The sequence below is a fragment of the Stutzerimonas stutzeri genome, from assembly GCF_002890915.1.
Lineage (GTDB): Bacteria > Pseudomonadota > Gammaproteobacteria > Pseudomonadales > Pseudomonadaceae > Stutzerimonas > Stutzerimonas stutzeri_AF.
Genome location: NZ_POUT01000003.1, coordinates 216,795 through 243,088, shown reverse-complemented (window position 1 = coordinate 243,088; position 26,294 = coordinate 216,795). Strand labels below are relative to the sequence as shown.

The following is a 26,294-nucleotide window of genomic DNA, read 5'->3' as shown; positions in this document are numbered from 1 at the left end:
GCTTAGTCTCAGACCTGCTCGAGGCAGGCAGCCAGACGCTCGGGCAGAGCATCCCAGGCAATGCTTTGTTGTTCGCTGTCGTCGCGCAGCGGCTTGCAACCTACCACGCGCCCGGCCAGTTCGTCCTCACCGAGAATCAACGCAAAGCGCGCACCGCTCTTGTCGGCCTTCTTGAACTGGCTCTTGAAGCTGCCGCCACCGGCATTGACCAGCAGCCGTAGCCCCGGCAGGGCGTCGCGCAGGCGTTCGGCCAGCGCCAGTGCCGCCAGTTCGGCAGCCTCGCCGAAGGCGCAGATATAGGCATGCGGGGCAGGGTTCAGTTCTTCCGGAACCAGCATGAGGGTTTCCAGCAGCAGCACCAGGCGCTCGACGCCCATGGCGAAACCGACGCCCGGCGTCGGCTTACCGCCGAACTGGCTGACCAGCCCGTCGTAGCGGCCACCGGCGCAGACGGTACCCTGCGCACCCAGCTTGTCGGTCACCCACTCGAATACCGTGCGACCGTAGTAATCCAGCCCGCGCACCAGCTTGGGATTGATCTCGTAGACGATGCCGACCGCATCCAGGCGCGCCTTGAGCCCCTCGAAATGCGCGCGCGACTCCTCGTCGAGGTAGTCGTGCAGGGTCGGCGCATCCGCCAGCAACGCCTGGGTCTGGGCGTTCTTGCTGTCGAGGATGCGCAGCGGATTGGTGGTCAGGCGGCGCTGGCTGTCCTCGTCGAGTTGCTCGAAACGCTGCTGCAGGTAGGCCACCAACGCATCGCGGTAGCGCGCACGCGCCTCGCTGGAGCCCAGGCTGTTGAGCTGCAAGGTCACTGCATCGGCCATGCCGAGCAGCTTCCACAGCCGCGCGGTGAGTACGATCAGCTCGGCATCGATATCCGGTCCGGGCTGGTTGAAGACTTCCACGCCGATCTGGTGGAACTGCCGGTAGCGGCCCTTCTGCGGCTTCTCGTAGCGGAACATCGGCCCGGTATACCAGAGCTTCTGCACCTGGCCGCCGCCGGTGAGGCCATGTTCGAGCACGGCGCGCACGCAGCCGGCGGTACCTTCCGGACGCAGGGTCAGGGACTCCTCGTTGCGGTCGAGGAAGGTGTACATCTCCTTGTCCACCACGTCGGTGCCTTCGCCGATGCCGCGGGCGAACAGGTCGGTGAACTCGAGGATCGGCAGGCGGATCTCGCTGTAGCCATAGCTGTCGAGCAGTTGCGCGAAGGTGCTTTCCAGGTAGCGCCAGGTCGGCGTCTGCGCCGGCAGGATGTCGTTCATGCCACGAATGGCTTGCAGGGACTTGCTCAATGGGGTTCCTTAAAAATCAACTGCGTGCGATCAGCGCCGCATCGGCCGCGAGCTTCTCGGCGGCCTTGCGCCGGATCAGCTGTTCCAGCTCGTCGACGAGGTTGTCGTTGTTCAGTTTCTGCGCCGGCTTGCCGTCGATGTAGACGAGGTTGTTCGGGCTCCCGCCGGTGAGGCCGATATGCGCCTCCTTGGCCTCGCCCGGGCCGTTGACCACGCAGCCGATCACCGCGACGTCCATCGGCACCAGCAGGTCCTCCACGCGGGTTTCCAGCTCGTTCATGGTCTTGACCACATCGAAGTTCTGCCGCGAGCAGCTCGGGCAGGCGATGAAGTTGATCCCGCGCGAGCGCAGGTGCAGCGACTTGAGGATGTCGAAGCCGACCTTGATCTCCTCCACCGGGTCGGCGGCCAGCGACACGCGGATGGTGTCGCCGATGCCGTCGGCCAGCAGCATGCCCAGCCCGACCGCCGACTTCACCGTGCCCGAGCGCAGGCCGCCGGCCTCGGTGATGCCCAGGTGCAGCGGCTGCTCGATCTGGCGGGCCAGCAGGCGGTAGGCCTCGACGGCCATGAACACGTCGGACGCCTTGACGCTGACCTTGAAGTCCTGGAAGTCCAGCCGATCGAGGTGCTCGACATGGCGCAGCGCGGACTCCACCAGCGCCTGCGGGGTGGGCTCGCCGTATTTCTTCTGCAGGTCCTTTTCCAGGGAGCCGGCGTTGACGCCGATGCGGATCGGGATGCCCTTGTCGCGCGCGGCATCGACCACCGCGCGCACGCGATCCTCGCGGCCGATGTTGCCCGGGTTGATGCGCAGGCAATCGACGCCGAGTTCGGCCACCCGCAGGGCGATCTGGTAATCGAAGTGGATATCGGCGACCAGCGGCAGCTGCACGCGCTGCCTGATCCGGCCAAAGGCCTCGGCGGCCTCCATGGAAGGCACCGAGACCCGCACGATATCGGCGCCGGCATTGGCCAGGCGCTGGATCTGGCCGACCGTCGCCTCGACGTCGCAGGTTTCGGTATTGGTCATGCTCTGCACGGAAATCGGCGCATCGCCACCGACCGGAACGCTGCCCACCCAGATCTTGCGGGACTGGCGGCGCTTGATAGGGGATTCGGAATGCATGATCAGCCTACTACTGTCCGAGCTTGAAGCGCGCCGTCTCGCCGCGCATGTATGAAGCGACGCTCACGGCCTCGCCGTTGTAACTGACTTGGGCGCCACGGGCGTAGCCCAGGTGCACGTCCAGCGGCGCCTTGCCGCTGACGCTGGTGCTGCTGCCGGCCTTGGCCAGCGCGCTGTACAGCACGCGGCCGTCGGCATCGGTCACCCGGGTCCAGCAATCGGCGGTGAAGCGCAGGTCCAGACGCGCCTCACCAGGCGCCGCGACGCTCGCCGGGGCATCCGCGACGGGCGTTTGCGCCGGCGGCGCGGATGCCTCGACGGCCGGTTCGGCCGGCGCTTCGGCGGTCGGTTCGCTCGGCGCAGGCTCGACAGGCGCTTCGGCCTCAGCCGGCTCGGTGACGGCCTGCGCTGCATCGGTGGCCGGCTCATCCGCAAGCGGCAGCGGCGCCTCTTCGGCCGGCTCCGAGTCTTCGGCACGGTCGAGCATGTGAATCTGCGTGGTGCCGTCGGCGCTTTCCACCTCGATGCGCTCCAGGGCGGTCACGGCGGGGGCCGATTCCTCGCGCGCCGCACGCTCCTGCCACCAGTAGAAGGCGGCGCCGGCCAGCACCAGCAACAAGGCGAAGCCGAAGAAGCGCATGACGTTGCGCGACAGGCGTCCGGGCTCCTCGATACGGCCCAGGCTGGTGACGCTGCTACCCGAGGCGTCGGTGCCGGTGTGCTGGTCGAACTCCTGGACCAGCCGGTTCTGGTCCAGCCCCAGCAACTTGGCATAGGCCCGCACATAGCCGCGGGCGAAGGTATGCCCGGGCAACTGGCTGAAATCCCCGGCCTCGATACGAGCCAGGGCGCGTTCGGTGAGGTTCAGCTGCTGGGCCACCGCAGACAGGGTCCAGCCCTTGCCTTCGCGAGCGCTGCGCAGCGTCTCGCCGGGATTGCTGCCCATCGCCACCGGTGCAGCGGATTCTGGATGCGGCGCGGTCATCGTTGCTCCGAGAGAAATTGCTTGTACTCATCCGTGCCAGGATACAGCCGCCTCAGCTGGAGCCCGAGGCTGGCAGCGGTATCGCGCTCCTGATGGATGTTGGCCAGGCGAATGCCGAGCAGCAGGCTACGCGCATTCTGCTCGGCCAACTGGCTGAAGCTGTTGTAATAACGCTTGGCCGGAACGTACTGCTTGTCCTCGTAGGCCATCATCGCCAGTTCCAGCAGCGCCATGGGCTGGCGGCTGTCCAGGCGCAGCGAGCGCGTGAAATAGCGCTCGGCGTCGTCGCGGCGCCCCAGCTTCAGCGCCGTCAGGCCGAGATTCTGGAAGACCCGGGCGCGCTCGGGGTAGAGGTTGTCTTCGGTCGCCTGGGTGAAGCGTTCCATGGCTTCTGAATAGCGCTGCTGCTCGTACAGGAAGCTGCCGTAGTTGTTGAGGATACGGGCGTCGCGACGATTGGAGAGCGCCTCGCGGTAGTGCTTGTCCGCCAGGTCGTTCTCCATCTCGGTCTGGAACACCAGCGCCAGCGCGGCATGCGCATCGGCACTGCGCGGGTCGATTTCCAGCGCCTTGCGCAGCGGTGTCTTGGCGCGCGAAGCGGCGCCCTGCTGCAGATAGCCGATGCCCAGCTGGATATAGGCATCGCGGGCCTGCTGCCGGCCCTCCTCGGTCTTCAGCGGATCGACAGTTCCAGAAGACACACAACCGGCCATCAGGCCGGTCAGTAGAAGCAGCAGCGCAGTGCGCAAAATCATCGGCATCCCCCTCAGGATCGGTTCGAGGCAATATGCGCCGCACCTGGGTCGCTCTGCAGCTCACGCACAGCGATGTATCTCTCGCTTCGACGCGTGCGGTCCATGACCTGGCCGACGAGCTGACCACAGGCCGCGTCGATGTCTTCGCCGCGGGTGGTACGCACCGTCACATTGTGCCCGCCTTTGTGCAGGATGTCCTGAAAACGGCGGATGGCATTGTTGCTCGGCCGCTCATATCCGGAATGGGGGAAGGGGTTGAACGGAATCAGGTTGATCTTGCAGGGAATCTCCGCCAGCAGCGCCATCATCTGCTCGGCATGCTCGGGCTGGTCGTTGACGCCCTTGAGCAAGGTGTATTCGATGGTCAGCACGCGCTTCTCGCCCAGTTGCGAGATGTAGCGCTGACAGGCGGCAAGCAGCATGGCCAGCGGGTATTTCTTGTTGATCGGCACCAGCTGGTCGCGCAGCTCGTCGTTCGGCGCGTGCAGCGACAGCGCCAGGGAGACGTCGATGACCTTGGCCAGCTCGTCGATCATCGGCACCACGCCGGAGGTCGACAGGGTCACCTTGCGCTTGGAAATGCCGTAGCCGAGGTCGTCCATCATGATCTGCATGGCGGCGACGACGTTGTCGAAATTGAGCAGCGGCTCGCCCATGCCCATCATCACCACGTTGGTGATGGCACGATCGATCTTGGCCGGGACGCTGCCAAAGGATTTGTTGGCAATCCACACCTGGCCGATCACTTCGGCGGCGGTGAGGTTGCTGTTGAAGCCTTGCTTGCCGGTGGAGCAGAAGCTGCAGTCCAAGGCACAGCCGGCCTGCGAGGACACACACAGCGTACCGCGCCCGCCCTGCGGGATGTACACCGTCTCCACGCAACTGCCCGAGGCGACGCGAACCACCCATTTGCGGGTGCCGTCGCTGGAAATGTCCTCACTGACGATTTCCGGGCCGCGAATCTCGGCGCAGGCCTTGAGCTTTTCGCGCAGGGCCTTGCCGAGATTGCTCATGGCGTCGAAGTCGTCGACGCCGAAGTGGTGAATCCACTTCATCACCTGACCGGCACGAAAACGCTTCTCCCCGATGGACTCGAAGAAGCTTTCCAGTTGCGGCTGGGTCAGGCCCAGCAGATTGACTTTACCGGTCGTGGCGATCATTGGATTCACCTTCGCTCACTCAGCGAATGCGTGCGCACACTTCGGTGGCAGCGAAGAAGTAGGCGATTTCGCGCGCGGCCGAGGCTTCGGAGTCGGAGCCGTGCACGGCGTTTTCGTCGATGGAGACGGCGAAATCGGCGCGGATGGTGCCGGCAGCGGCTTCCTTCGGGTTGGTGGCGCCCATCAGCTCGCGGTTCTTGGCGATGGCGTTCTCACCTTCCAGGACCTGAACGATGACCGGGCCGGAGGTCATGAACGCAACCAGGTCCTTGAAGAAGCCGCGCTCGCTGTGCTCGGCGTAGAAGCCGGCAGCTTCGCGCTCGGACAGCTGGACCATCTTGGAAGCGACGACGCGCAGGCCGGCCTTCTCGAAACGGGTGGTGATTTCACCGATCACGTTCTTGGCGACGGCGTCGGGCTTGATGATGGAGAAGGTGCGTTGCAGGGCCATGTAGGACTCCAAAACTGAGGGGTTAAAGCGAACGAGTAAACCCGCGGATTATACGCGGGTCGGGGAGGAAAATATAAGGGCGGCGGCAAGCATAGCAGGGTGGAAAACTCGCAAAGCGATTTTCCACGTGGAGGTACATGAATATGCCTCGTGCCGACGTGACGCCAGGTTCGCGTGGATGGCTTCGGCCATCCACCCTATCCGAAGCCTGAAGCCCGGGGGCTGCCTTTCAGGCTTCTTCGATCCAGGCCGCCTGGATCGCTTCGAGCACCTTCTCGCCGCCGCGCTGGGGATCGTCGGAGAAGTCCGGCAATTCCAGCACCCAGCGGTGCAGTTCGACGAAGTTCACATAGCGCGGATCGACGTCGGTCTTGCGTTCGGCCAGCTCGATGGCGATGTCCTGCACGTCCGTCCATTTGAGAGTCATGACTATTCCCTCGCCTCAATGCCCTTCGGAAACCTGGTTGATGGTGTACTTCGGAATCTCCACCACGAGGTCCGTATCGGCCACCACCGCCTGACAGGACAACCGCGAATGCGGCTCCAGCCCCCAGGCCTTGTCGAGCATGTCGTCCTCCAGTTCGTCGGACGCCTCGAGCGAGTCGAACCCCTCGCGCACCACCACGTGGCAGGTGGTGCAGGCGCAGGACTTCTCGCAGGCATGCTCGATGTCGATGCCATTGCGCAGCGCGGCGTCCAGCACCGTCTCGCCGGTTTGCGCCTCGATGACGGCGCCTTCGGGGCAATGGTCGGCGTTGGGCAGGAAAATGATCTGCGGCATCTGGGTCAATCCTCGATATCGTTTAGCCGCCGCCCGGCCAGCGCGGCCTTGACGGTGGAATCCAGCCGACGCGCAGCGAAGGCATCGGTGATCTGGCTCAGGCGCTTGATCTGGCGCTCGACGGCGATGACGTCCTGGCTGTCGAGCAGCCCGCGCAATTCGCTCATCTGCACTTCGATGGCCTCGCGCTCTTCGACGCTGAGCAGCCGCTCGCCATCGGCCGCCAGCGCCGCCTCGACGGCCTCCAGCAGACGCTGGGCGTCGACCAGCTGTTCACGCAGGGCGCGCGCCTGGCGATCCTCGTCCGCCTTGCGGAAGGAATCCTCGAGCATCCGCGCGATCTCGCCATCGGTCAGGCCGTAGGACGGCTTGACCTGGATGCTCGCCTCTACGCCAGAAGCCAGCTCACGCGCCGAGACGCTGAGCAGGCCATCGGCATCGACCTGGAAGGTCACGCGGATCTTCGCCGCGCCGGCGACCATCGACGGGATGCCGCGCAGCTCGAAGCGCGCCAGCGAACGGCAGTCGGCGATCAGCTCGCGCTCACCCTGCAGCACGTGGATCATCATGGCCGACTGGCCATCCTTGTAGGTGGTGAAATCCTGCGCCCGGGCAACCGGAATGGTGGTGTTGCGCGGAATGATCTTTTCCATCAGGCCGCCCATGGTTTCCAGCCCCAGGGACAGCGGAATCACGTCGAGCAGCAGCAACTCTTCACCGCCCCGGTTGTTGCCGGCCAGGGTCTCGGCCTGGATCGCCGCGCCGATCGCCACCACCTCGTCGGGATCGATATCGGTCAGCGGCTCGCGACCGAACAGCCCGGCGACAGCCGAACGCACACTCGGCACGCGGGTCGAGCCGCCGACCATGACCACCGCGGTCACTTCTTCCAGCTCGATGCCGGAATCGCGCACCGCACGGCGGCAGGCCTTCAGGCTGCGGGCGATCATCGGCTCGATCAGCGCATCGAAGGTCTCGCGGTCCAGCATGCCACGCCAGCCGGCGTAGGCGACCTCCACTTCAGCGACATCGCTCAGGCGCTCCTTGGCCTCGCAGGCGATCTTCAGCAGCGCGCGCTGGGCACCCGGATCGAGATTCCCGGAAACGCCGGCCTGGCCGAGAATCCAGCCGGCCACGGCATGATCGAAGTCATCGCCGCCCAGGGCGGTATCGCCGCCGGTGGCCAGTACCTCGAAGACGCCCTTGGTCAGGCGCAGGATCGAAATATCGAAGGTGCCGCCACCCAGGTCGTAGATGGCGACCACGCCCTCGGCCTGGCGATCCAGCCCGTAGGCAACCGCCGCGGCCGTCGGCTCGTTGAGCAGGCGCAACACGCTGAGGCCGGCGAGCCGCGCGGCATCCTTGGTCGCCTGGCGCTGCGCATCGTCGAAATACGCCGGCACCGTGATCACCGCGCCGACCAGCTCGCCCCCCAGCGTGGCTTCGGCACGCTGGCGCAGCGCCGTGAGGATATCGGCGGAAACCTGCACCGGACTCTTCGGCCCCTGCACCGTCTCGATGTAGGGCATCTGCGATTCGCTTTCGCTGCTGAAGCGGTACGGCAGTTGCTCGCCCAGCTGCTTGACGTCGGCCAGCCCGCGCCCCATCAGGCGCTTGACCGAAACGATGGTGTTGAGCGGGTCCATGGCCGCCGCCTGCTTGGCGGTCCGACCGACCTCGACCCGGTCGGCGTGATAGCGCACCGCCGACGGCAGGATCACGCGCCCTTCGCCATCGGCCAGCGGCGCGGTGACGCCACTGCGCAGCGCAGCGACGAGGGAATTGGTGGTACCCAGGTCTATCCCGACGGCCAGGCGACGCTGATGCGGCTGTGGGCTTTGTCCTGGCTCGGCAATCTGAAGTAAGGCCATGTCTGTCTGATATCGGGCGCAGCGCCGGGCGCTACGCGGGGTTAATCGTCGAGGCGCTCTTCGAGTTGGCGCACTTCCTGGGATAGCTTGTCGAGAAACTGCATGCGGCGCACCAGGCGCTCGGCCTCGGCGCGGCGCGAAGGGTCCCGCCAGATCTGCGCGAAGTCGCCGTTCAATGCCTGCTGCGCCTGCTTCAGGCGCGACTTGAAGGTCGCCACGCCAGCCAGATCCGCCTGCTCCTGCAGCTCTTCCAGTTCCTCGCGCCAGTGCATCTGCTGCATGAGGAACTGCGGGTCCTGCACGGTTGCCTCCAGCGGCACCTCATGCCCCTCGACCGCGAGCAGATAGCGCGCGCGTCGGCTCGGACTCTTCAGTGTCTGGTAGGCCTCGTTGAGGTTGGCGGAGCGCTCCAGCGCCTGGCGCTGCTCGTTCTCGGCGGCATCGGCGAAGCGATCGGGATGCGTCTGGCGCGCCAGCTCACGATAGCGGGCAGCCAGTCTATCCAGATCCAGCTCGAAGTCGGGTTGCAGGCCGAAGAGCGCGAAATGACAAGGAGTTCCCACAGCGCCCTCAGATATTGAAGCTCTCGCCGCAGCCGCATTCGCCACGCACGTTCGGGTTGTTGAACTTGAAGCCCTCGTTGAGCCCTTCGCGAACGAAGTCGAGCTCGGTGCCGTCGAGATAGACGAGACTCTTCGGATCGATGATCACCTTGACCCCGTGACTCTCGAACACCGAGTCCTCGGCTGCCGTCTCGTCGACGAACTCGAGCACATAGGCCAGCCCGGAGCAGCCGGTGGTGCGCACTCCGAGCCGCACACCCACGCCCTTGCCACGCCCTTCGAGCGAGCGACGAACGTGCTGGGCGGCAGCCGCTGTCATGGTGATAGCCATCGCAATCTCCTTCAGAGCAGGCCTTTCTTCTCGCGGTAATCGCGCACGGCGGCCTTGATCGCATCCTCGGCAAGCACCGAGCAATGGATCTTCACCGGCGGCAGCGCCAGTTCCTCGGCCAGCTGGGTGTTCTTGATGGTTTCGGCCTCTTCCAGCGTCTTGCCCTTCATCCACTCGGTGGCGAGGGAACTGGAGGCGATCGCCGAACCGCAGCCGTAGGTCTTGAACTTGGCATCCTCGATGACACCCTGCTCGTTGACCTTGATCTGCAGGCGCATCACGTCGCCGCAGGCCGGCGCGCCGACCATGCCGGTACCGATGTTCGGGTCTTCGGCGTCGAACTTGCCGACGTTGCGCGGATTTTCGTAGTGGTCGATGACCTTGTCGCTGTATGCCATGGTGCAATCCTCTCTATATCAGGCGATGCGGCGCTGGACGCGGATCAGTGGGCCTGCCACTCGACCTTGGAGATGTCGACGCCGTCTTTGAACATGTCCCACAGGGGCGAAAGCTCGCGCAGCTTGGTCACGGCCTCGGCCACCTTCTGCGCGGCATAGTCGATTTCCTCCTCCGTGGTGAAGCGGCCGAAGGTGAAGCGAATGGAGCTGTGCGCCAGCTCGTCGTTGCGCCCCAGGGCGCGCAGCACGTAGGACGGCTCCAGCGAGGCGGAGGTGCAGGCGGAACCGGAAGAGACCGCCAGGTCCTTGAGCGCCATGATCAGCGACTCGCCCTCGACGTAGTTGAAGCTGAGGTTGAGGTTGTGCGGCACGCGCGCAGTCATGCTGCCGTTCACGTAGAGCTCTTCGAGGTGCTCGACCTGCTTGTAGAAACGATCACGCAGCGCGCGGATGCGCTCGTTTTCCTGGGCCATCTCCTCCTTCGCGATACGAAAGGCTTCGCCCATGCCGACCAGCTGGTGGGTCGCCAGCGTACCGGAGCGCATGCCGCGCTCGTGACCGCCGCCGTGCATCTGCGCCTCGAGGCGCACGCGCGGCTTGCGCCGGACGTAGAGCGCGCCGACGCCCTTCGGACCATAGGTCTTGTGCGCGGAGAAGGACATCAGGTCGACCTTCATCTGCTCCAGGTCGATCTCCACCTTGCCGGTGGACTGGGCGGCGTCGACATGGAACAGGATGCCGCGCGAGCGGGTCAGCTCGCCAATGGCGGCGATGTCGTTGATGGTGCCGATCTCGTTGTTGACGTGCATCACCGAGACCAGGATGGTGTCGTCACGCAGCGCCGCCTCGACCATCTCCGGGGTGACGATGCCATCCTCGCCCGGCTCGATGTAGGTGACTTCGAAGCCTTCGCGCTCGAGCTGGCGGGTGGTATCCAGCACGGCCTTGTGTTCGATCTTGGTGGTGACGATGTGCTTGCCCTTGGTGGCATAGAAGTGCGCGACGCCCTTGATCGCCAGATTGTCGGACTCGGTCGCACCGGACGTCCAGACGATCTCGCGGGGGTCGGCATTGACCAGTTCGGCGACCTGCCGACGGGCATTCTCCACAGCTTCTTCGGCCTTCCAGCCGAAGGCATGCGAGCGCGAGGCCGGATTGCCGAAATTGCCCTCGAGGGTCAGGCATTCGATCATCTTCTCGGCGACACGCGGATCCACCGGTGTGGTGGCGGAGTAGTCCAGGTAAATCGGCAATTTCATTCAGATATCTCCTATCAGGCAGTCGCCCTGCTCATTCGACGGCGGACGCTTCTATCTTGTCCAGATGCGGCGCGGCGCCATTGGCCTTGCGCATATCCTGGCGCAGCGCGACCTGCTGCACATCCTGGCGCTTGACCAGATCGGCCAGGCTGATGCCGCTGAGAAACTCGTGGATCTGCTGGCTGAGATCGCACCACAGATGATGGGTCAGGCAGGTGTCACCGGAGTGGCAACCACCCAAGCCCTGGCAGCGAGTGGCATCGACGGACTCGTTCACGGCGTCGATCACCTGCGCCACCTGAATCCCGCCCATGTCGCGCGACAACTGATAACCGCCGCCCGGGCCACGCACGCTGGTCACCAGGTTGCTGCGACGCAACTTGGCGAACAATTGTTCGAGATAGGAAAGCGAAATGCCCTGCCGCTCGGAAATGTCGGCCAGGGAAACCGGGCCATGCTGCGCATGCAGCGCCAGGTCAAGCATGGCGGTTACGGCATAACGGCCTTTAGTGGTCAATCGCATCGGTCTGCACCAAGCATCACGGTTTGACGCGATTATGCAATTCCCGAGTATTTGAGTCAACTATAAGACCCATTGAAACAGTCGGTCTTTAGTCGAGTCCCGCCGAGTCGGCGGGGCGCTGGCCGCGCATGATAACAGCTAGCGCACCGGCCCGCACTTCAGGGACGCGTTTCGGCGCCCTCGGATTTCACTTCGACGAAATCCTCCTCGCGCAACTCCGGGAGTTCCTTGGCGCAATAATCGCTACCCAGCGCCTTGAGCGCGCCGCACATGCCCTCCAGACGCTCCTCGACGGCCTGCACATGGTCGAGCAGCTGCCCGATCGCCCGCGCCACGGGATCGGGCATGTCGCCGCTGACGCCATAGGCATCGAAACCGATCTTCTCCGCGATGGCCTTGCGCCTGGCCTCCTGCTCATCGCTGGCCTTGACGATGATCCGCCCCGGGATTCCCACCGCAGTGGCCCCGGCCGGGACTTCGCGGGTCACCACCGCATTGGAGCCGATCTTGGCGCCCGCCCCCACGGTGAAAGGCCCGAGGATCTTCGCCCCGGCGCCGACGATCACCCCATCTTCCAGGGTCGGGTGGCGCTTGCCCTTGTTCCAGCTGGTACCACCCAGCGTAACGCCATGGTAGAGCGTCACGTCATCGCCTATTTCCGCAGTCTCGCCGATCACGATGCCCATGCCGTGATCGATGAAAAACCGCCGGCCGATCTTCGCCCCGGGATGAATCTCGATCCCGGTCAGCCAGCGCCCGAGATTCGAGCTCATGCGCGCCAGCCATTTCCATTCGTGAGTCCACAACCAGTGCGACAACCGATGAATCCAGATGGCATGCAGCCCGGGATAGCAGGTCAGCACCTCGAACGCATTACGGGCCGCCGGATCGCGATGAAACACGCTCTGGATATCTTCGCGCATGCGCTCGAACATCAGTTCTTTCTCCGCTTGTGAGGCTCGCCGCGGGCGGCCTTCTGGGTCTCGGTGAGAATACCGCGCAGGATATTCATTTCCAGCTTGCTGATGCCGCTACGCCCATAGAGCCGCCGCAGCCGAGGCATGAGGTGCCGCGGCTTCTCCGGGTCGAGAAAACCGATATCCACCAGCGTCTGCTCCAAATGCCCGAAGTAATGCTCCAGCTCATCCATGGTCACCGGCTGGGCATCCAGCATCGCCGTGGTTTCCAGCTTCTCCATCTTGGTTGGCCGCCCCTCGGCAGCCAGCCAGGCCATGCGCACTTCGTAGCTGAGCACCTGCACGGCAGCCGCCAGGTTCAGGGAGCTGAATTCCGGATCGGAAGGAATATGCACATGAAACTGACAGCGCTGCAGCTCTTCATTGGTCAGCCCGGCGTATTCCCGGCCGAACACCAGCGCCACCTCGCCGCCCGAAGCCGCCTGCTCCACACTGGCCGCCCCACACTCGCGCGGGTCCAGCAACGGCCAGGGAATCCGCCGATCACGCGCACTGGTGCCCAGCACCAGGCTGCAACCGACCAGCGCCTCCTCCAGGGTAGCGACGACCTGCGCGGCATCGAGGATATCGGTCGCCCCGGATGCCCTGGCGACGGCGTGCGGGCTCGGAAAATCCTCCGGATCGACCAGTACCAGCCGCGACAGCCCCATGTTCTTCATGGCCCGGGCGGCCCCGCCGATATTGCCGGCATGACTGGTGTTGACCAACACCACGCGAATGTTTTGCAGCGACACGGAGATTCTCGACTCGTAAACGAGCGGAAAGCTTACAGGAAGCGCCTCGGCATTCGCCATCCACCGCCCGCGCCATCCATGCATGGCGCTACATGCGCCGCCGCTTTCCTGATAGAATTTCGCGCTTTCTTTAAACGACCAGGTAATTGCTCCATGCAGCCCATGCTGAATATCGCGCTGCGCGCCGCCCGCAGCGCCGGCGAACTGATTGTCCGCTCCACCGACCGCCTGGACGCAATCTCGGTCAACGAGAAAGACGCCAAGGACTATGTCACCGAGATCGATCGCGCCGCCGAGCAGAGCATCGTCAACGCGCTGCGCAAGGCCTATCCGACTCACGGCATCCTCGGCGAGGAAGGCGGGCTGCTCGAGGGCAGCGGTGAAGGCGCCGATTACCTGTGGATCATCGACCCGCTCGACGGCACCACCAACTTCGTGCGCGGCATCCCCCACTACGCCGTGAGCATCGCCTGCAAATACCGCGGGCGCCTGGAACACGCGGTGGTTCTCGACCCGGTGCGCCAGGAAGAATTCACCGCCAGCCGCGGTCGTGGCGCAGCCCTCAATGGCCGCCGCCTGCGCGTCAGCGCACGCAAGAGCCTGGAAGGCGCCCTGCTCGGCACCGGCTTCCCGTTCCGCGACGGACAGCTGGACAACCTGGACAGCTACCTGAACATGTTCCGCAGCCTGGTCGGCCAGACCGCCGGCCTGCGCCGCGCCGGCGCCGCCAGCCTCGACCTGGCCTACGTCGCGGCGGGCCGCTTCGACGCCTTCTGGGAATTCGGCCTGTCCGAATGGGACATGGCGGCCGGCGCGCTGCTGATCCAGGAAGCCGGTGGCCTGGTCAGCGATTTCAGCGGCGGCCACGATTTCCTCGAGAAGGGGCAGATCGTCGCCGGCAATACCAAGTGCTTCAAGGCGGTCCTGACCACCATCCAACCGCACCTGACGCCATCGCTCAAACGCTAAGGGCGCACAGCGACGGCTGCCAGGATGGCGGACCATAAAAAAACGCCCCATTGGGGCGTTTTTTTATGCCGCGAATCTCACTGCTGCGTCAGCACCAGCTCACCATCGCGCACCGGAATCTGGCTGCCCGGATCGCGATCCATCCGCACCCGGCCGACCTTGCCATCCAGATCGTACTTGACGTCGTAGCCGACGATCTTGTCATGGCTGTCGGTCACCGTATCGCAACGCGTCTCGGTGGTGGTATAGGTGCTGTTGGCCTGCATCCGCTCCTGCACCTGATTACCGGCATAGCCGCCGCCTACCGCGCCGGCAACCGTGGCGATCTTCTTGCCGGTGCCGCCGCCGACCTGATTGCCGAGCAACCCACCGACCACCGCACCCACCGCGGTACCGGCGATTCGATGCTGATCCTGAACGGGTTTTTGCCGGGTGACCGTCACATCCTTGCAGACTTCACGCGGCGTCCGGATCGTCTCCTTGACAGGCTCGACCGCAAGCACCTCGGCAAATTTCGGCCCCCTATCGACCAGGGTGTAGGTGGCGAAAGCCCCACCAGCCGTGGCGACCACCACGCCCAACGCCGTACCGACCAACATGGACTTGTTCACTGCGAAATCCTCTTCCTTCGGGCTGCGCCCGTTCCACGACCTTGGACCCGCCAAGGCCGTGAAAGTTGCGAGGATTAATCAGGGACGTTCGTCCGCCTCCTCCTCGACCGCCGGAGGAATCAGGTCTTCGCGGGTCAGCTTAAGCCAGACCAGCAGGATCCCGGCCACATAGATCGATGAATAGGTACCCGTGCCCACACCGATCAACAGCGCCAGCGAGAAGCCCCACAGGTTTTCGCCACCGAAGACCATCAGCGCGCCGACCGCGAGCAAGGTGGACACCGAGGTCGCCATGGTGCGCAGCAGCGTCTGGCTGGTGGAAATATTGATGTTCTCCAGCAACTCCGCCTTGCGCAGCATACGGAAGTTCTCGCGTATGCGGTCGAAGATGACGATGGTGTCGTTCAGCGAATAGCCGATCACCGCCAGCACGGCCGCCAACACCGTCAGGTCGAAGGAAATCTGGAAGAAGGAGAACACCCCGAGCACTACGATCACGTCGTGGAACAGCGACAACACGGCGCCGAGGCCGAACTTCCACTGGAAGCGGAAGGCCACGTAGACCAGGATGCCGCCCAATGCCAGCAACATGCCCAGGCCGCCCTGGTCGCGCAGTTCCTCGCCGACTGCCGGCCCGACGAACTCGACCCGCTTGACGCTGACCTGGTTGTCATCGCCGCCGTTGCGCAGCGCCTCGGCGATGCGCTCGCCGAGCAGCGGATCATCACCCGGGATGCGCACCAGCACATCGGTGGTGGCGCCAAAACTCTGCACCACCGCATCGCCGAAGCCGGACTGAACCAGCTGGCCACGCACCTGCTCGAGCTCGACCGGGCGCTCGTAGCCCAGTTCGATCAACGTGCCGCCGGTGAAATCGAGGCCGAAGTTCAGCCCTTTCACCGCCAGACTCGCCAAGGATGCGACCGTCAGCAGCACGGTGAGGGCGAAGGCCACATGGCGAACGCCCATGAAGTTGATTACGCGTTTCATCGTGCTAGCCCCTTAAATCCACAGCTTCTTCAGATCGCGGCCACCGTAGATCAGGTTGACCATGCCGCGCGTCACGATGATTGCGGTAAACATCGACGTCAGGATGCCGATCGACAGGGTGACCGCGAAGCCCTTGATCGGCCCGGTGCCCATGGCGAACAGGATGCCACCGACCAGCAGCGTGGTCAGGTTGCCGTCGACGATCGCCGAGAAGGCCCGATCGAAGCCCTCGTGAATGGCCCGCTGGACCGACATGCCGTTGGCGATTTCCTCACGAATACGCGAGAAGATCAGCACGTTGGCATCCACCGCCATACCCATGGTCAGCACGATACCGGCGATACCCGGCAGGGTGAGCGTGGCATTGAGCATCGACATCAGCGCAGTGAGTACCACCATGTTGAACAGCAGCGCGATGGTCGCCAGCACGCCGAAGAACTTGTAGATCAGCACCATGAACAGGGCGACGAAAAGGAAGCCCCACATGGCCGCCTCGACACCCAGCTTGATGTTTTCCGCGCCCAGGCTCGGACCGATAGTGCGCTCTTCGGCGAAGTACATCGGCGCCGCCAGACCACCGGCACGCAGCAGCAGGGCCAGCTCCGAGGATTCGCCTTGGCCGTCGAGACCGGTAATGCGGAACTGGCTGCCGAGTGGCGACTGGATGGTCGCCAGGCTGATGATCTTCTTCTCTTCCTGGAAGGTCTCGACCCGGACCTCCTGCTCGACACCCTCGACCACCTGGCGCACATAACGCGTCAGCGGCCGCTGCTCGATGAAGATCACCGCCATGCTGCGCCCGACATTGTTGCGCGTGGCGCGGTTCATCAGGTCGCCGCCGTGCCCATCGAGACGGATATTGACCTGCGGCCGGCCGTTCTCGTCGTAGCTGGCCTGGGCATCGGTCACCTGGTCACCGGTGATGATCAGCGTACGCTCCAGTTGGACGGGCGGACGCCCCGCCTCGCGGAACTCGAAGCTCTCGGTGGACGCACGCGCCGCATCGGCCTCGGCAGCCAGGCGGAATTCGAGGTTCGCCGTCTTGCCGAGAATGCGCTTGGCCTCGGCGGTGTCCTGCACGCCGGGCAGCTCCACGACGATGCGGTTGGCACCCTGGCGCTGGACCAGCGGCTCGGCCACACCCAGCTCGTTGACGCGATTGCGCACCGTGGTCAGGTTCTGCTTGATCGAATACTCGCGAATCTCCGCCAGCTTGGCCTCGGTCAGCGCCAGGCGCAGCACCTGCTGCCCGTTGCGCTCGCTGGCGGTCAGCTCGAAGTCGTTGAAGTTCTTGCGGATCAGCGACTGCGCCGCGGCCAGGGTGGCCTCGTCGGCGAAGCCCAGCTGCACGGCATTCTTCAGGGCGGGCAGACTGCGGTAGCGTACGCGCTCCTTGCGCAGCAGGCTCTTCACCTCGCCTTCGGAGACGTTCAGCCGCGTTTCGACCGCCTTCTCCATATCGACTTCCAGCAGGAAGTGCACACCGCCGGAAAGGTCCAGGCCGAGCTTCATCGGGCTCGCAGCGAGGTTGCGCAGCCAGTCCGGGGTCGTCGGCGCCAGGTTGAGCGCGACGACATAGGCGTCGCCGAGCGTGCGCCGGGCGATGTCCTTGGCCGGCAATTGATCATCCTGGCTCGCCAGGCGCAGCAAGCCGCCGCGGCCCTGTTCGTCCAGCGAGGCGGATTTCACCGGGATGCCGCCATCCTCGAGCGCCTTGCTGAGCCGGTCGAGATCGGCCTGCCCGATCTCCTGCGCCGTACTGGCGCCGGTGATCTGGATCGCCGGGTCATCGGGATAGAGGTTGGGCGCCGAGTAAACGAAGGCAATCGCGAGCACTGCCAGTATCAGCAGGTATTTCCAGAGAGGGAATCTATTGAGCATGACGCAGCCCGTTTAATGACGCGGGGCGCCTTGCGCGCCCCGTCGTTGGTGTTGAATGAAGTCAGCTCAGATGGCTTTCAGAGTGCCCTTGGGCAACGTTGCGGCAATCGCCACTTTCTGGAACTTCAGTTCAACGTTGTCGGATACTTCGATCACCACGAATTCATCGGCAACCTTGGTGACCTTGCCGGCGATGCCGCCGGAGGTAACCACCTCATCGCCCTTCTGCAGGCCGGCGACCAGGTTCTTGTGCTCCTTGGCACGCTTGGACTGGGGACGCCAGATCATCAGGTAGAAGATGACCAGGAAACCGACCAGGAAAACCCACTCGAAACCAGTGCCGGCAGGACCAGCGGCAGCCTCCTGGGCATAGGCGGCGGGAATCAGAAAGCTCATGTAGCACTCCTGTTGCAGAAAGGATTGTTTTGTACTGGCACGTCACGCAAGCGGCGGCGTTGGCAGACCGCGCTTGGCATAAAAGGCGTCGACAAAGGCCGCCAATGTACCCTGTTGAATGGCGTCGCGTAAACCAGCCATCACCCGCTGGTAATGCCGCAGGTTATGAATGGTATTCAACATGCTACCCAGCATTTCGCCGCATTTATCCAGATGATGCAGATAGGCCCGGGAGAAGTGTTTGCAGGTGTAACAATCGCAATCCGGGTCCAGCTGGGAATTGTCGTGCTTGTGCACCGCGTTGCGGATCTTGATCACCCCGCTATCGGTGAAAAGATGGCCGTTACGGGCATTGCGCGTCGGCATCACGCAGTCGAACATGTCGACCCCGCGCCGCACGCCCTCGACCAGATCCTCGGGCTTGCCCACGCCCATCAGGTAGCGCGGCTTGTCGGCCGGCATCAGCGGCGGGAGGAAATCCAGCACGCGGATCATCTCTTCCTTGGGCTCGCCCACCGAAAGCCCGCCGATCGCCAGGCCATCGAAGCCGATCTCGCACAACCCTTCCAGCGAGCGCATGCGCAGTGACTCGTGCATGCCGCCCTGGACGATACCGAACAGTGCCGCCGGATTGTCGCCATGGGCGACCTTCGAACGCTTGGCCCAGCGCAGCGACAGCTCCATGGAGCGCCGCGCCACCTCCTCGTCGGCCGGATAGGGCGTGCACTCGTCGAAGATCATCACGATGTCCGAGCCCAGGTCACGCTGGACCTGCATCGACTCCTCCGGCCCCATGAACACCTTGGCGCCATCGACCGGCGAAGCGAAATAGACGCCCTCCTCCTTGATCTTGCGCATCGCCCCCAGGCTGAACACCTGGAAACCGCCCGAGTCGGTGAGGATCGGCCCTTGCCACTGCATGAAATCATGCAGATCGCCATGCTGCCGGATCACTTCCGTTCCGGGGCGCAGCCAGAGGTGGAAGGTATTGCCGAGGATGATCTGCGCGCCGATGGCCTCGACGTCGCGCGGCAGCATGCCCTTGACGGTGCCGTAGGTGCCCACCGGCATGAAGGCCGGCGTCTCCACGGTGCCACGCGGAAAGGTCAGACGCCCCCGGCGCGCCTTGCCATCGGTGGCAAGCAGCTCGAAGGACATATGGCAGGTGCGACTCATTGGGTTTCCTCGGGTCCGCGCGGGGCGGGATTGCGCGTGATGAACATGGCATCGCCGTAGCTGAAGAAGCGGTAGCCCTGCGCCACGGCTTCGGCGTAGGCCGCCATCGTCTCGGGATAACCGGCGAAGGCGCAGACCAGCATCAGCAGGGTCGACTCGGGCAAATGAAAATTGGTCACCAGGGCATCGACCACATGGAACGGCTTGCCCGGGTAAAGGAATATGTCGGTATCGCCACTGAACGGCCTGAGCACGCCATCGCGCGCGGCCGTCTCCAACGAGCGGACGCTGGTGGTGCCCACCGCGATCACCCGGCCGCCACGGGCGCGACAGGCCGCGACCGCATCGACCACATCCTGGCCGACCTCGAGCCATTCGCGATGCATATGGTGTTCTTCGATGCACTCCACGCGCACCGGCTGGAACGTGCCGGCACCGACATGCAACGTGACATAGGCCGTCTCGACGCCCTTGTCGCGCAGCGCCGCCAGCAACGCCTCATCGAAGTGCAGCCCGGCGGTCGGCGCGGCCACGGCCCCGGCGCGCTGCGCATAGACCGTCTGGTAGCGCTCGCGATCGGCCGCCTCGTCCGGCCTGTCTATATAAGGAGGCAATGGCATGTGCCCGATGCGCTCGAGCAGCGGCAACACCTCGTCGGCGAAGCGCAATTCGAAGAGCGCATCGTGGCGGGCGAGCATCTCGGCCTCGCCTCCGCCCTCGAGCAGGATCTGCGTTCCCGGCTTCGGCGACTTGCTCGAACGCACGTGCGCCAGTACGCGATGACCATCCAGCACCCGTTCGACGAGGATCTCCAGCTTGCCGCCGCTGGCCTTGCGGCCGAACAGCCGCGCGGGGATCACCCGGGTATCGTTGAATACCATCAGGTCGCCGGGGTGCACCTGCTCGAGCAGGTCGGCGAAACGCCGGTGCGACAACTCGCCGGACTCGCCTTCGAGCACCAGCAGACGGCTGGCCCGGCGCTCGGCCAGGGGGTGCCGGGCAATCAGGGCATCCGGCAACTGGAAGGAAAAATCGGCGACTTGCATGCGAGTCATTCAAGGGATACGAAAAGGGCGCAAAGCTTATCCGAAAGACGTCGGCCTGACCACGCCAAACGATTGACCGCCCAGCCACGCATCCCTATACTGCGCCGCCACTGTGCCTCGATGGCGGAATCGGTAGACGCAGCGGATTCAAAATCCGCCGTTGGTAACAACGTGAGAGTTCGAGTCTCTCTCGGGGCACCATCAGTGAATCGCTACGACGCAGCGAGCTGTGCGCCTCAGCAACGAGGCAATCGCGTTGCGAACGAAGCCGGCACGCCGTAGCGCAGTTTCGTCGACACCAGGCGCAGCCGAATCGGCGATCGCCTGACTCGAACGCTTCATTCGCAAGACGATCTGGCATCACCGCGTTTTTCGCAGGCTGTCGCAGCGATATCGACACAGCCGACCCATGGCATCGACCGCTCGAATCAGCGGGTCGCAGCCACCTAAAATGCGCCGAAATGGCGCCGCCCGGACAGGGCAAATTCTATGGCTCCGAGGGGTTGGCATTCCCCGGCGAGTTATCGTAGAGTGTGCCCACTGTGTTTGCATGGGTCGCTGTTGAATCGTGACCTGGTGCAGTAGATCTTCAGATCCGCTACTCCGCTCGACTCTCTTACTCTTTGCAACCAGTTCCAGCTTCCTGCCATTGCAGGGGCAATTCTACTTTTGAGTTTCAAGGATACAAAGACATGTCGAATCGTCAGAACGGTACCGTCAAGTGGTTTAACGACGAGAAAGGTTTTGGTTTCATCACTCCCGAGAGCGGTCCGGATCTGTTCGTGCACTTCCGCGCGATCGAAGGCAACGGCTTCAAGAGCCTGAAAGAAGGCCAGAAAGTCAGCTTCATCGCCGTGCAAGGTCAAAAGGGCATGCAGGCCGACCAGGTTCAGATCCTGGGCTAAGCGCCGCTCCGAAAAGCCCCTGATGGCAACATCAGGGGCTTTTTTATGCGCGCAATTCCGTAGAATGCCCACCCCGCCCCATCATCGAGACACGCAATGCGCAAACACCTGCTGAGCCCGCAGGGGCAATTTCCCGCCGCCGGCCTGGTGCGCCGATTCGCCGCCATCTTCTACGACAGCCTGCTGTGCATCGCCCTGATGATGGTGGTGACACTGTTCTACCAGCAGGTCCTGCTGCGCCTGCTATATGGCAGCGATCAGCTGAAGACCCTGGCCGAGACCGGCGGCCTGGACATCGACCCCCTTCTCTCGACGCTGCTGCTGTTCAGCCTGTTCGGCTTCTTCGCCAAGTTCTGGACCCACAACGGCCAGACCCTGGGCATGCAGGTCTGGGGCATCCGCATCCAGAACGCCGACGGCAGCGCCATCGATCTATGGCAGGCATTGCTGCGCTTCCTGATCGCCATCCTCTCCTGGCTGTGCCTGGGACTAGGCTACTGGTGGATGCTCTGGGACAAGCGCAAGCGGACCTGGCACGACATCTATTCCGAAAGCCAGGCCGTGCAGTTGCCGAAGAACATCCACAAGAAATAGCGACAGACCACAAGCCGGGATGCGCTCCCGGCGTTGCAGCTTGCTGCTGCCCTTAGCCCGCCCGCCGCAGCAGCCAGACGCCGATCAGCGCACAGACACCCGCCGGCAGCACCACGGCGAGCAGCGGCGAGAAGCCGAACACCTGGCTCGCCGGCCCGAGCAGATCCTGGATGATGCGGAAGACGAAGCCGACCACCACGCCGGTGAAGATCCGCTGCCCGAGCGTGACCGAACGCAGCGGCCCGAAGATGAACGATATCGCCAGCAGCACCAGCGCGACGGTCACCGCCGGCTGCAGGACCTTGGTCCAGAAGGCGAGCCAGTAGCGACCGTTGTTCAATCCCTGCTCACCCAGGTAGTGGATATAGCGCCACAGCCCGGTGATGGACAACGCCTCCGGCTCCATCACCACGGTGCCGAGCAATTGCGGCGTCAACTGCACGTCCCAGCGCTCCTCCGGCGCCCGCACCACCTCGGTGTGGTCGCCGCGAAAATGCGTGGTCGACAGGGTTTGCAATTGCCAATGATCGCCCTGGTAGCTGGCGCGTCGGGCGAAACTGGCCGACAGCAGCCGACGTTCGTCGTCGAAGCGGTAACGGGTCACCCCCACCAGCACGCCGCCCGGCTGCACCGCATTGACGTGCACGAACTCGTTCTCCTGCCGATGCCACAGGCCGCGCTTGCTGCTCTGCGCCTCACCGGCGCCCTGCGCCAGCGAGCGCTTGGCCTGGGCGATGTCCTCGGTCCAGGGGGCGACGTATTCGCCGATCAGGATGCCCGCCACCAGCAGGATCAGCATCGGCTTCATCACCGCCAGGACGATGCGCCCCAGCGAGACCCCGGCCGCGCGCATGATGGTCAGTTCGCTGCTGCTGGCCAGCGTACCGAGGCCGATCAGGCAGCCGATCAGCGCCGCCATCGGCAGCATCTCGTAGAGCCGGCGCGGCGAGGTCAGCAGCACGTATTGCAGCGCGTCGAACAGCCCATAGCTGCCCTCGACGTCGCCCAGCTCGTCGATGAAGGCGAACAGCAACGCCAGCCCGACGATGATGCCCAGCACGCTGAGGATGGCGAGAAAGACATGGATACCGATGTAGCGATCGAGCTTAACCACGGGCCACCTCCAGCTGCGCGCGGCGCCTGTTCATTCGCAGCCTGATGGGCTCCCAGAACAGCATCAACAGACCGATCGCCAGGAACAGCCCGTGCACCCACCACAACCCCAGCGCCATCGGGATGCGCCCCTTGTCCAGCGCGCCGCGGGCCGCGATCAACAGGGCGAGATAGGTCATGTACAGCAGGATCGCCGGCAACAGCTTGAGAAAACGCCCCTGCCGCGGATTCACCTTGGCCAGCGGCACGGCGAGCACGGTGACGACGAACACCAGCAACGGCAACGAGAGGCGCCACTGCAGCTCGGTCCGGTAGCGCAGGTTGTCGCTGCCCAGCAGTTCGCGGGTCGGCAGCGCCTCACGCTCGCTCAGCTCCATGCTCACTTCCGGCTTGGGCAGCAGCACGCCATAGGTGTCGTACTGGATCGCCCGGTAGTCCGCTTCCCCGGGATTGCCGTCGTAACGGTAGCCGTTCTCCAGGATCAGGTAGCGGCTGCCGTCGGGCTGGATTTCCTGCCTGCCACTCTCGGCGACCAGCACCGAGAGGCTGCCCTCCTTGCCGGTCTGCCGCGACACGTTGGTCTCGGAAATGAACACCCCGGCCAGTTCGCTGCGGTCGGCCGACAGCTCGCGGGTATAGGTCACGCGCGAGCCGCCGCGCAGGGTCTGGAAGCGCCCCGGCACCAGGGTGTCGAACTCGGTCAGCGAATCCTGCTGGTTGAGGATGCGGTCCACCTCGGCGATGCCCTGCGGCGCCAGGCCAAGGCTCAGCCAGCCGACCAGCGCGGCGACCAGCGCCGCCGGTGCCAGGCTGTAGGCCAGCAGGCGGCGCTGGCTCATGCCGGTGGCGGAGAGCACGGTCATCTCGCTTTCCAGGTAGAGCCGCCCATAGGCCAGCAGGATGCCGAGGAACAGCCCGAGCGGCAGGATCAGCTGCAGGAAACCCGGCAGGCGGAAGCCCATGATCAGCAGCAACACGCCCGGATCGAGCACGCCTTGGGCGGCCTGGGCCAGGTATTTGATGAAACGGCCGCTCATGATGATCACCAACAGCACGGCGCTGACCGCGCTCATGGTGATCAGCAGCTCTCGGGACAGGTAACGAAAGACGATCAAACCAGACACTCCAGGGTTGTCAGGCTCCGGCGGCAACGCTCAAACTAACCGCCAGTTGCCGGCCCGCCGCAGCAGACCGATGAAAACAGGTATCGACGAACCGGTCGGCCGCGGCGGGCCGCGTCGAAGCGATCGCCGGCAGACGCGGTCGATTGCAACGTTTCCAGCCTGGCGCAGTCGTTAGCAACGACCGAACAGGCGAGCCACCGGAAAACAAGCCCGGCATTATCCTGCAAACCCGACTCTTTGTCTTGGGGACACCACGTCATGGAATTCGTTGTCAAAAGCGCCAAAGCAGCCACCCAGAAGACCGCCACCCTGATCCTGCCGCTGGGCGAGGACCGCAGCCTCGACAGCGTCGCCCAGAGCGTCGACAGCGCCAGCGGCGGCGCCCTCGGCGCGGCGCTCAAGCGTGGCGACATCCAGGGCAAGGCGGGCCAGACCCTGCTGCTGCACGGCCTGCCCAATCTCAAGGCCGAGCGCGTGCTGCTGGTCGGCATCGGCAAGGCGGACGAGCTCGACAGCCGCCAGTGGCGCAAGGTGGCCAATGCCGCACTGGCGGCGATCAAGAACCTCGGCGGCGGCGACGCCGCGTTCGCCCTGCAGGACGTGCAGGTCAAGGGCCGCGACAGCTATGCCCGTACCCGCCTGCTGGTGGAAATCCTCGCCGACGGCCAGTACGTGTTCGATCGTTTCAAGAGCAAGAAGGCCGACCCGCGCGCGCTGCAGAAGATCGTCCTGCTCTGCGACAAGGCCGAGCAGGCCGCAACCGAACGGGCTACGCGCGAAGCCACGGCAATCGCCACCGGCATGGCCTTCACCCGCGACCTGGGCAACCTGCCGCCGAACGTCTGCCACCCCAGCTACATCGCCGAGCAGGCCAGGCAGCTGGGCAAGGCCTACAAGGGCCTCAAGGTCGAGGTGCTCGACGAGAAGAAACTGCGCGAGCTGGGCGCCGGCGCGTTCCTCGCCGTCTCCCAGGGCAGCGACCAGCCGGGCTGCATCGTCGCCCTGCAGTACAACGGCGGCAAGAAGGGCGACAAGCCCTACGCGCTGGTCGGCAAGGGCATCACCTTCGACACCGGCGGCATCAGCCTCAAGCCGGGCCTCGGCATGGATGAGATGAAGTACGACATGTGCGGCGCCGCCAGCGTGCTCGGCACCCTCAAGGCCGTGCTCGAGCTGCAGCTGCCGATCAACCTGGTGTGCCTGCTGGCCTGCGCCGAGAACATGCCCGGCGGCGGCGCGACCCGCCCGGGCGATATCGTCACCACCATGAGCGGCCAGACCGTGGAGATCCTCAACACCGACGCCGAAGGCCGGCTGGTGCTGTGCGATACCCTGACCTACGCCGAGCGCTTCGAGCCGCGTGCGGTGATCGACGTGGCGACCCTGACCGGCGCCTGCATCGTCGCCCTGGGCAGCAATACCTCGGGTCTGCTGGGCAATAACGACGAACTGATCCAGCAGTTGCTGCAGGCTGGCGAAAGCACCACCGACCGCGCCTGGCAACTGCCGCTGTTCGACGAATACCAGGAACAGCTGGACAGCCCCTTCGCCGACATCGCCAACATCGGCGGGCCGAAGGCCGGCACCATCACCGCCGCCTGCTTCCTCTCGCGCTTCACCAAGAAGTTCGCCTGGGCCCACCTGGACATCGCCGGCACCGCCTGGATCAGCGGCGGCAAGGAGAAAGGCGCCACCGGCCGCCCCGTGCCGCTGCTGACCCAGTACCTGCTGGACCGGGCCAACTGAGATGCGGGCGATCGTCGCACATGCACCCCATGGCCGGCGCAGACTGCCCGGCCATGACGAGGCCCGGCGATGACGCGCGTCGAGTTCTACGTGCTGCCGGACACCAATCCGCTCGGCCGCCTGCGGGCGGCCTGCCAGCTCGCGGCCAAGGGCTGGCAGCACGGCCTGCGGGTCTTCGTCCGCTGCAGCGACGAGGCCCAGGCCAGCCAGCTCGACGAACTGCTCTGGTGCTTCCGTGACGAGCGCTTCATTCCCCACGAGCTGCACGCCGACGATCCGCAGGCGCCGGTGGTCATCGGCCTGGAACAGACACCGCAGGCCCCCCAGGGCCTGCTGGTCAACCTGGCGCCGACACTCTCGCCACACATCGACCAGTTCAGCCGGATCATCGAAATCGTCAATCAGGAACCGCAGCTGCTGACCGCCTGCCGGGACAATTTCCGCCTCTATCGGCGCCAGGGCTATGATCCACAAAGGGTCGAGCTCTAGCCGCTCCAATCTTTAGACAGCAAGGGATACCCCCTGGCA

The 26,294-nt window shown here is 64.6% G+C and carries 29 protein-coding genes and 1 tRNA gene; 6 read left to right on the top strand and 24 right to left on the bottom strand.

Annotated features, from left to right (window positions below):
• Positions 1-8: 8 nt before the first annotated feature.
• From hisS to trmJ, 16 genes are all read right to left on the bottom strand, one after another.
• Entirely contained in the window at positions 9-1,298 is a 1,290-nt protein-coding gene (gene hisS, locus CXK94_RS08215; RefSeq protein ID WP_037045005.1) for a histidine--tRNA ligase, read from the bottom strand.
• Positions 1,299-1,314: 16 nt separating this feature from the next.
• A complete protein-coding gene (gene ispG, locus CXK94_RS08210) occupies positions 1,315-2,427 on the bottom strand; it encodes a flavodoxin-dependent (E)-4-hydroxy-3-methylbut-2-enyl-diphosphate synthase (protein ID WP_037045004.1) in 1,113 nt (370 codons plus the stop codon).
• 10 nt (positions 2,428-2,437) lie between these two features.
• The gene (locus CXK94_RS08205) at positions 2,438-3,412 is read right to left on the bottom strand and encodes a RodZ domain-containing protein (RefSeq protein WP_102893945.1); all 975 of its coding nucleotides are present in this window, start codon (positions 3,410-3,412) and stop codon (positions 2,438-2,440) included.
• Positions 3,409-4,167 (bottom strand): type IV pilus biogenesis/stability protein PilW, encoded by a 759-nt coding sequence (pilW, locus tag CXK94_RS08200; protein WP_037038446.1) that lies wholly within the window; start codon positions 4,165-4,167, stop codon positions 3,409-3,411. The genes CXK94_RS08205 and pilW overlap by 4 nt, the downstream gene beginning before the upstream one ends.
• Before the next feature lie 11 nt (positions 4,168-4,178).
• A complete protein-coding gene (gene rlmN / locus CXK94_RS08195; RefSeq protein WP_102893944.1) occupies positions 4,179-5,327 on the bottom strand; it encodes a 23S rRNA (adenine(2503)-C(2))-methyltransferase RlmN in 1,149 nt (382 codons plus the stop codon).
• A 19-nt stretch (positions 5,328-5,346) separates the two neighbouring features.
• A complete protein-coding gene (gene ndk, locus CXK94_RS08190) occupies positions 5,347-5,778 on the bottom strand; it encodes a nucleoside-diphosphate kinase (RefSeq protein ID WP_003288300.1) in 432 nt (143 codons plus the stop codon).
• Between the two features lie 229 nt (positions 5,779-6,007).
• Positions 6,008-6,205 carry a Fe-S cluster assembly protein IscX gene (iscX, locus tag CXK94_RS08185; protein WP_037038440.1) on the bottom strand — a complete coding sequence of 66 codons (198 nt, stop codon included), beginning with the start codon at positions 6,203-6,205 and terminating at the stop codon, positions 6,008-6,010.
• 15 nt (positions 6,206-6,220) lie between these two features.
• Positions 6,221-6,559, bottom strand: coding sequence for an ISC system 2Fe-2S type ferredoxin (gene fdx, locus CXK94_RS08180; protein WP_037038438.1), 339 nt, complete (start codon positions 6,557-6,559; stop codon positions 6,221-6,223).
• 5 nt (positions 6,560-6,564) lie between these two features.
• Positions 6,565-8,430 carry a Fe-S protein assembly chaperone HscA gene (gene hscA, locus CXK94_RS08175; protein ID WP_037038437.1) on the bottom strand — a complete coding sequence of 622 codons (1,866 nt, stop codon included), beginning with the start codon at positions 8,428-8,430 and terminating at the stop codon, positions 6,565-6,567.
• A 41-nt stretch (positions 8,431-8,471) separates the two neighbouring features.
• The gene (hscB, locus tag CXK94_RS08170; RefSeq protein ID WP_102893943.1) at positions 8,472-8,993 is read right to left on the bottom strand and encodes a co-chaperone HscB; all 522 of its coding nucleotides are present in this window, start codon (positions 8,991-8,993) and stop codon (positions 8,472-8,474) included.
• A gap of 7 nt (positions 8,994-9,000) precedes the next feature.
• Positions 9,001-9,324, bottom strand: a complete 324-nt coding sequence (iscA, locus tag CXK94_RS08165) for an iron-sulfur cluster assembly protein IscA (protein WP_037038435.1) — start codon at positions 9,322-9,324, stop codon at positions 9,001-9,003.
• An 11-nt stretch (positions 9,325-9,335) separates the two neighbouring features.
• Positions 9,336-9,722: a Fe-S cluster assembly scaffold IscU gene (gene iscU / locus CXK94_RS08160; protein ID WP_011914136.1), complete on the bottom strand. Its 387-nt coding sequence runs from the start codon at positions 9,720-9,722 to the stop codon at positions 9,336-9,338.
• A 44-nt stretch (positions 9,723-9,766) separates the two neighbouring features.
• Complete coding sequence (locus tag CXK94_RS08155) at positions 9,767-10,981, bottom strand: IscS subfamily cysteine desulfurase (RefSeq protein ID WP_102893942.1); 1,215 nt, start codon at positions 10,979-10,981, stop codon at positions 9,767-9,769.
• Positions 10,982-11,012: 31 nt separating this feature from the next.
• On the bottom strand, positions 11,013-11,504 hold the full coding sequence (gene iscR, locus CXK94_RS08150; RefSeq protein ID WP_037038433.1) for a Fe-S cluster assembly transcriptional regulator IscR: 492 nt from the start codon (positions 11,502-11,504) through the stop codon (positions 11,013-11,015).
• A 158-nt stretch (positions 11,505-11,662) separates the two neighbouring features.
• Positions 11,663-12,439: a serine O-acetyltransferase gene (cysE, locus tag CXK94_RS08145; RefSeq protein WP_037038432.1), complete on the bottom strand. Its 777-nt coding sequence runs from the start codon at positions 12,437-12,439 to the stop codon at positions 11,663-11,665.
• Complete coding sequence (gene trmJ, locus CXK94_RS08140) at positions 12,439-13,275, bottom strand: tRNA (cytosine(32)/uridine(32)-2'-O)-methyltransferase TrmJ (RefSeq protein WP_256046182.1); 837 nt, start codon at positions 13,273-13,275, stop codon at positions 12,439-12,441. The genes cysE and trmJ overlap by 1 nt, the downstream gene beginning before the upstream one ends.
• 93 nt (positions 13,276-13,368) lie before the next feature.
• On the opposite strand from trmJ, the gene suhB reads away from it, so the two are divergent.
• Positions 13,369-14,184 carry an inositol-phosphate phosphatase gene (gene suhB / locus CXK94_RS08135; protein WP_102893940.1) on the top strand — a complete coding sequence of 272 codons (816 nt, stop codon included), beginning with the start codon at positions 13,369-13,371 and terminating at the stop codon, positions 14,182-14,184.
• A gap of 77 nt (positions 14,185-14,261) precedes the next feature.
• Here the strand turns inward: suhB and CXK94_RS08130 are convergent, their stop codons facing one another.
• The 6 genes from CXK94_RS08130 to queA all read right to left on the bottom strand — a co-directional run bounded on the left by CXK94_RS08130 (position 14,262) and on the right by queA (position 20,284).
• Entirely contained in the window at positions 14,262-14,795 is a 534-nt protein-coding gene (locus CXK94_RS08130) for a glycine zipper 2TM domain-containing protein (protein ID WP_037038430.1), read from the bottom strand.
• Between the two features lie 78 nt (positions 14,796-14,873).
• On the bottom strand, positions 14,874-15,785 hold the full coding sequence (gene secF, locus CXK94_RS08125) for a protein translocase subunit SecF (RefSeq protein ID WP_102893939.1): 912 nt from the start codon (positions 15,783-15,785) through the stop codon (positions 14,874-14,876).
• A 12-nt stretch (positions 15,786-15,797) separates the two neighbouring features.
• The gene (secD, locus tag CXK94_RS08120; protein WP_102893938.1) at positions 15,798-17,666 is read right to left on the bottom strand and encodes a protein translocase subunit SecD; all 1,869 of its coding nucleotides are present in this window, start codon (positions 17,664-17,666) and stop codon (positions 15,798-15,800) included.
• Positions 17,667-17,732: 66 nt separating this feature from the next.
• Positions 17,733-18,062, bottom strand: a complete 330-nt coding sequence (gene yajC / locus CXK94_RS08115) for a preprotein translocase subunit YajC (protein WP_037038428.1) — start codon at positions 18,060-18,062, stop codon at positions 17,733-17,735.
• A gap of 42 nt (positions 18,063-18,104) precedes the next feature.
• Complete coding sequence (gene tgt, locus CXK94_RS08110) at positions 18,105-19,220, bottom strand: tRNA guanosine(34) transglycosylase Tgt (RefSeq protein WP_180984405.1); 1,116 nt, start codon at positions 19,218-19,220, stop codon at positions 18,105-18,107.
• 14 nt (positions 19,221-19,234) lie between these two features.
• Positions 19,235-20,284, bottom strand: coding sequence for a tRNA preQ1(34) S-adenosylmethionine ribosyltransferase-isomerase QueA (gene queA / locus CXK94_RS08105; RefSeq protein WP_102893936.1), 1,050 nt, complete (start codon positions 20,282-20,284; stop codon positions 19,235-19,237).
• 114 nt (positions 20,285-20,398) lie between these two features.
• Between queA and CXK94_RS08100 the strand changes: the two genes are divergently transcribed.
• From CXK94_RS08100 to CXK94_RS08090, 3 genes are all read left to right on the top strand, one after another.
• A tRNA-Leu gene (locus CXK94_RS08100) sits at positions 20,399-20,485 on the top strand.
• Between the two features lie 491 nt (positions 20,486-20,976).
• Positions 20,977-21,189 (top strand): cold-shock protein, encoded by a 213-nt coding sequence (locus tag CXK94_RS08095; RefSeq protein WP_003246255.1) that lies wholly within the window; start codon positions 20,977-20,979, stop codon positions 21,187-21,189.
• 96 nt (positions 21,190-21,285) lie between these two features.
• Complete coding sequence (locus CXK94_RS08090; protein ID WP_102893935.1) at positions 21,286-21,783, top strand: RDD family protein; 498 nt, start codon at positions 21,286-21,288, stop codon at positions 21,781-21,783.
• Positions 21,784-21,835: 52 nt separating this feature from the next.
• Here the strand turns inward: CXK94_RS08090 and lptG are convergent, their stop codons facing one another.
• Together lptG and lptF are read right to left on the bottom strand one after the other, a co-directional pair.
• Positions 21,836-22,897 (bottom strand): LPS export ABC transporter permease LptG, encoded by a 1,062-nt coding sequence (lptG, locus tag CXK94_RS08085; RefSeq protein WP_037038423.1) that lies wholly within the window; start codon positions 22,895-22,897, stop codon positions 21,836-21,838.
• The gene (lptF, locus tag CXK94_RS08080) at positions 22,890-24,011 is read right to left on the bottom strand and encodes an LPS export ABC transporter permease LptF (protein WP_102893934.1); all 1,122 of its coding nucleotides are present in this window, start codon (positions 24,009-24,011) and stop codon (positions 22,890-22,892) included. The genes lptG and lptF overlap by 8 nt, the downstream gene beginning before the upstream one ends.
• Positions 24,012-24,278: 267 nt before the next feature.
• On the opposite strand from lptF, the gene CXK94_RS08075 reads away from it, so the two are divergent.
• Both CXK94_RS08075 and CXK94_RS08070 read left to right on the top strand, forming a co-directional pair.
• The gene (locus CXK94_RS08075; RefSeq protein ID WP_102893933.1) at positions 24,279-25,766 is read left to right on the top strand and encodes a leucyl aminopeptidase; all 1,488 of its coding nucleotides are present in this window, start codon (positions 24,279-24,281) and stop codon (positions 25,764-25,766) included.
• 69 nt (positions 25,767-25,835) lie between these two features.
• Positions 25,836-26,255 carry a DNA polymerase III subunit chi gene (locus tag CXK94_RS08070; protein ID WP_102893932.1) on the top strand — a complete coding sequence of 140 codons (420 nt, stop codon included), beginning with the start codon at positions 25,836-25,838 and terminating at the stop codon, positions 26,253-26,255.
• The last annotated feature ends 39 nt before the right edge of the window (positions 26,256-26,294 follow it).

What these genes read in the sequence shown, in the direction of transcription:
- CXK94_RS08155 (WP_102893942.1), bottom strand. Translation starts at nt 10,981, where the DNA reads ATGAAATTGCCGATTTACCTGGACTACTCCGCCACCACACCGGTGGAT.
- pilW (WP_037038446.1), bottom strand. Translation starts at nt 4,167, where the DNA reads ATGATTTTGCGCACTGCGCTGCTGCTTCTACTGACCGGCCTGATGGCC.
- yajC (WP_037038428.1), bottom strand. Translation starts at nt 18,062, where the DNA reads ATGAGCTTTCTGATTCCCGCCGCCTATGCCCAGGAGGCTGCCGCTGGT.
- CXK94_RS08205 (WP_102893945.1), bottom strand. Translation starts at nt 3,412, where the DNA reads ATGACCGCGCCGCATCCAGAATCCGCTGCACCGGTGGCGATGGGCAGC.
- CXK94_RS08090 (WP_102893935.1), top strand. Translation starts at nt 21,286, where the DNA reads ATGCGCAAACACCTGCTGAGCCCGCAGGGGCAATTTCCCGCCGCCGGC.
- CXK94_RS08070 (WP_102893932.1), top strand. Translation starts at nt 25,836, where the DNA reads ATGACGCGCGTCGAGTTCTACGTGCTGCCGGACACCAATCCGCTCGGC.
- CXK94_RS08095 (WP_003246255.1), top strand. Translation starts at nt 20,977, where the DNA reads ATGTCGAATCGTCAGAACGGTACCGTCAAGTGGTTTAACGACGAGAAA.
- secF (WP_102893939.1), bottom strand. Translation starts at nt 15,785, where the DNA reads ATGAAACGCGTAATCAACTTCATGGGCGTTCGCCATGTGGCCTTCGCC.
- tgt (WP_180984405.1), bottom strand. Translation starts at nt 19,220, where the DNA reads ATGTCCTTCGAGCTGCTTGCCACCGATGGCAAGGCGCGCCGGGGGCGT.
- queA (WP_102893936.1), bottom strand. Translation starts at nt 20,284, where the DNA reads ATGCAAGTCGCCGATTTTTCCTTCCAGTTGCCGGATGCCCTGATTGCC.
- trmJ (WP_256046182.1), bottom strand. Translation starts at nt 13,275, where the DNA reads ATGGCGAATGCCGAGGCGCTTCCTGTAAGCTTTCCGCTCGTTTACGAG.
- ndk (WP_003288300.1), bottom strand. Translation starts at nt 5,778, where the DNA reads ATGGCCCTGCAACGCACCTTCTCCATCATCAAGCCCGACGCCGTCGCC.
- CXK94_RS08075 (WP_102893933.1), top strand. Translation starts at nt 24,279, where the DNA reads ATGGAATTCGTTGTCAAAAGCGCCAAAGCAGCCACCCAGAAGACCGCC.
- iscU (WP_011914136.1), bottom strand. Translation starts at nt 9,722, where the DNA reads ATGGCATACAGCGACAAGGTCATCGACCACTACGAAAATCCGCGCAAC.
- ispG (WP_037045004.1), bottom strand. Translation starts at nt 2,427, where the DNA reads ATGCATTCCGAATCCCCTATCAAGCGCCGCCAGTCCCGCAAGATCTGG.
- rlmN (WP_102893944.1), bottom strand. Translation starts at nt 5,327, where the DNA reads ATGATCGCCACGACCGGTAAAGTCAATCTGCTGGGCCTGACCCAGCCG.
- suhB (WP_102893940.1), top strand. Translation starts at nt 13,369, where the DNA reads ATGCAGCCCATGCTGAATATCGCGCTGCGCGCCGCCCGCAGCGCCGGC.
- iscA (WP_037038435.1), bottom strand. Translation starts at nt 9,324, where the DNA reads ATGGCTATCACCATGACAGCGGCTGCCGCCCAGCACGTTCGTCGCTCG.
- iscX (WP_037038440.1), bottom strand. Translation starts at nt 6,205, where the DNA reads ATGACTCTCAAATGGACGGACGTGCAGGACATCGCCATCGAGCTGGCC.
- fdx (WP_037038438.1), bottom strand. Translation starts at nt 6,559, where the DNA reads ATGCCGCAGATCATTTTCCTGCCCAACGCCGACCATTGCCCCGAAGGC.
- hscA (WP_037038437.1), bottom strand. Translation starts at nt 8,430, where the DNA reads ATGGCCTTACTTCAGATTGCCGAGCCAGGACAAAGCCCACAGCCGCAT.
- secD (WP_102893938.1), bottom strand. Translation starts at nt 17,666, where the DNA reads ATGCTCAATAGATTCCCTCTCTGGAAATACCTGCTGATACTGGCAGTG.
- cysE (WP_037038432.1), bottom strand. Translation starts at nt 12,439, where the DNA reads ATGTTCGAGCGCATGCGCGAAGATATCCAGAGCGTGTTTCATCGCGAT.
- iscR (WP_037038433.1), bottom strand. Translation starts at nt 11,504, where the DNA reads ATGCGATTGACCACTAAAGGCCGTTATGCCGTAACCGCCATGCTTGAC.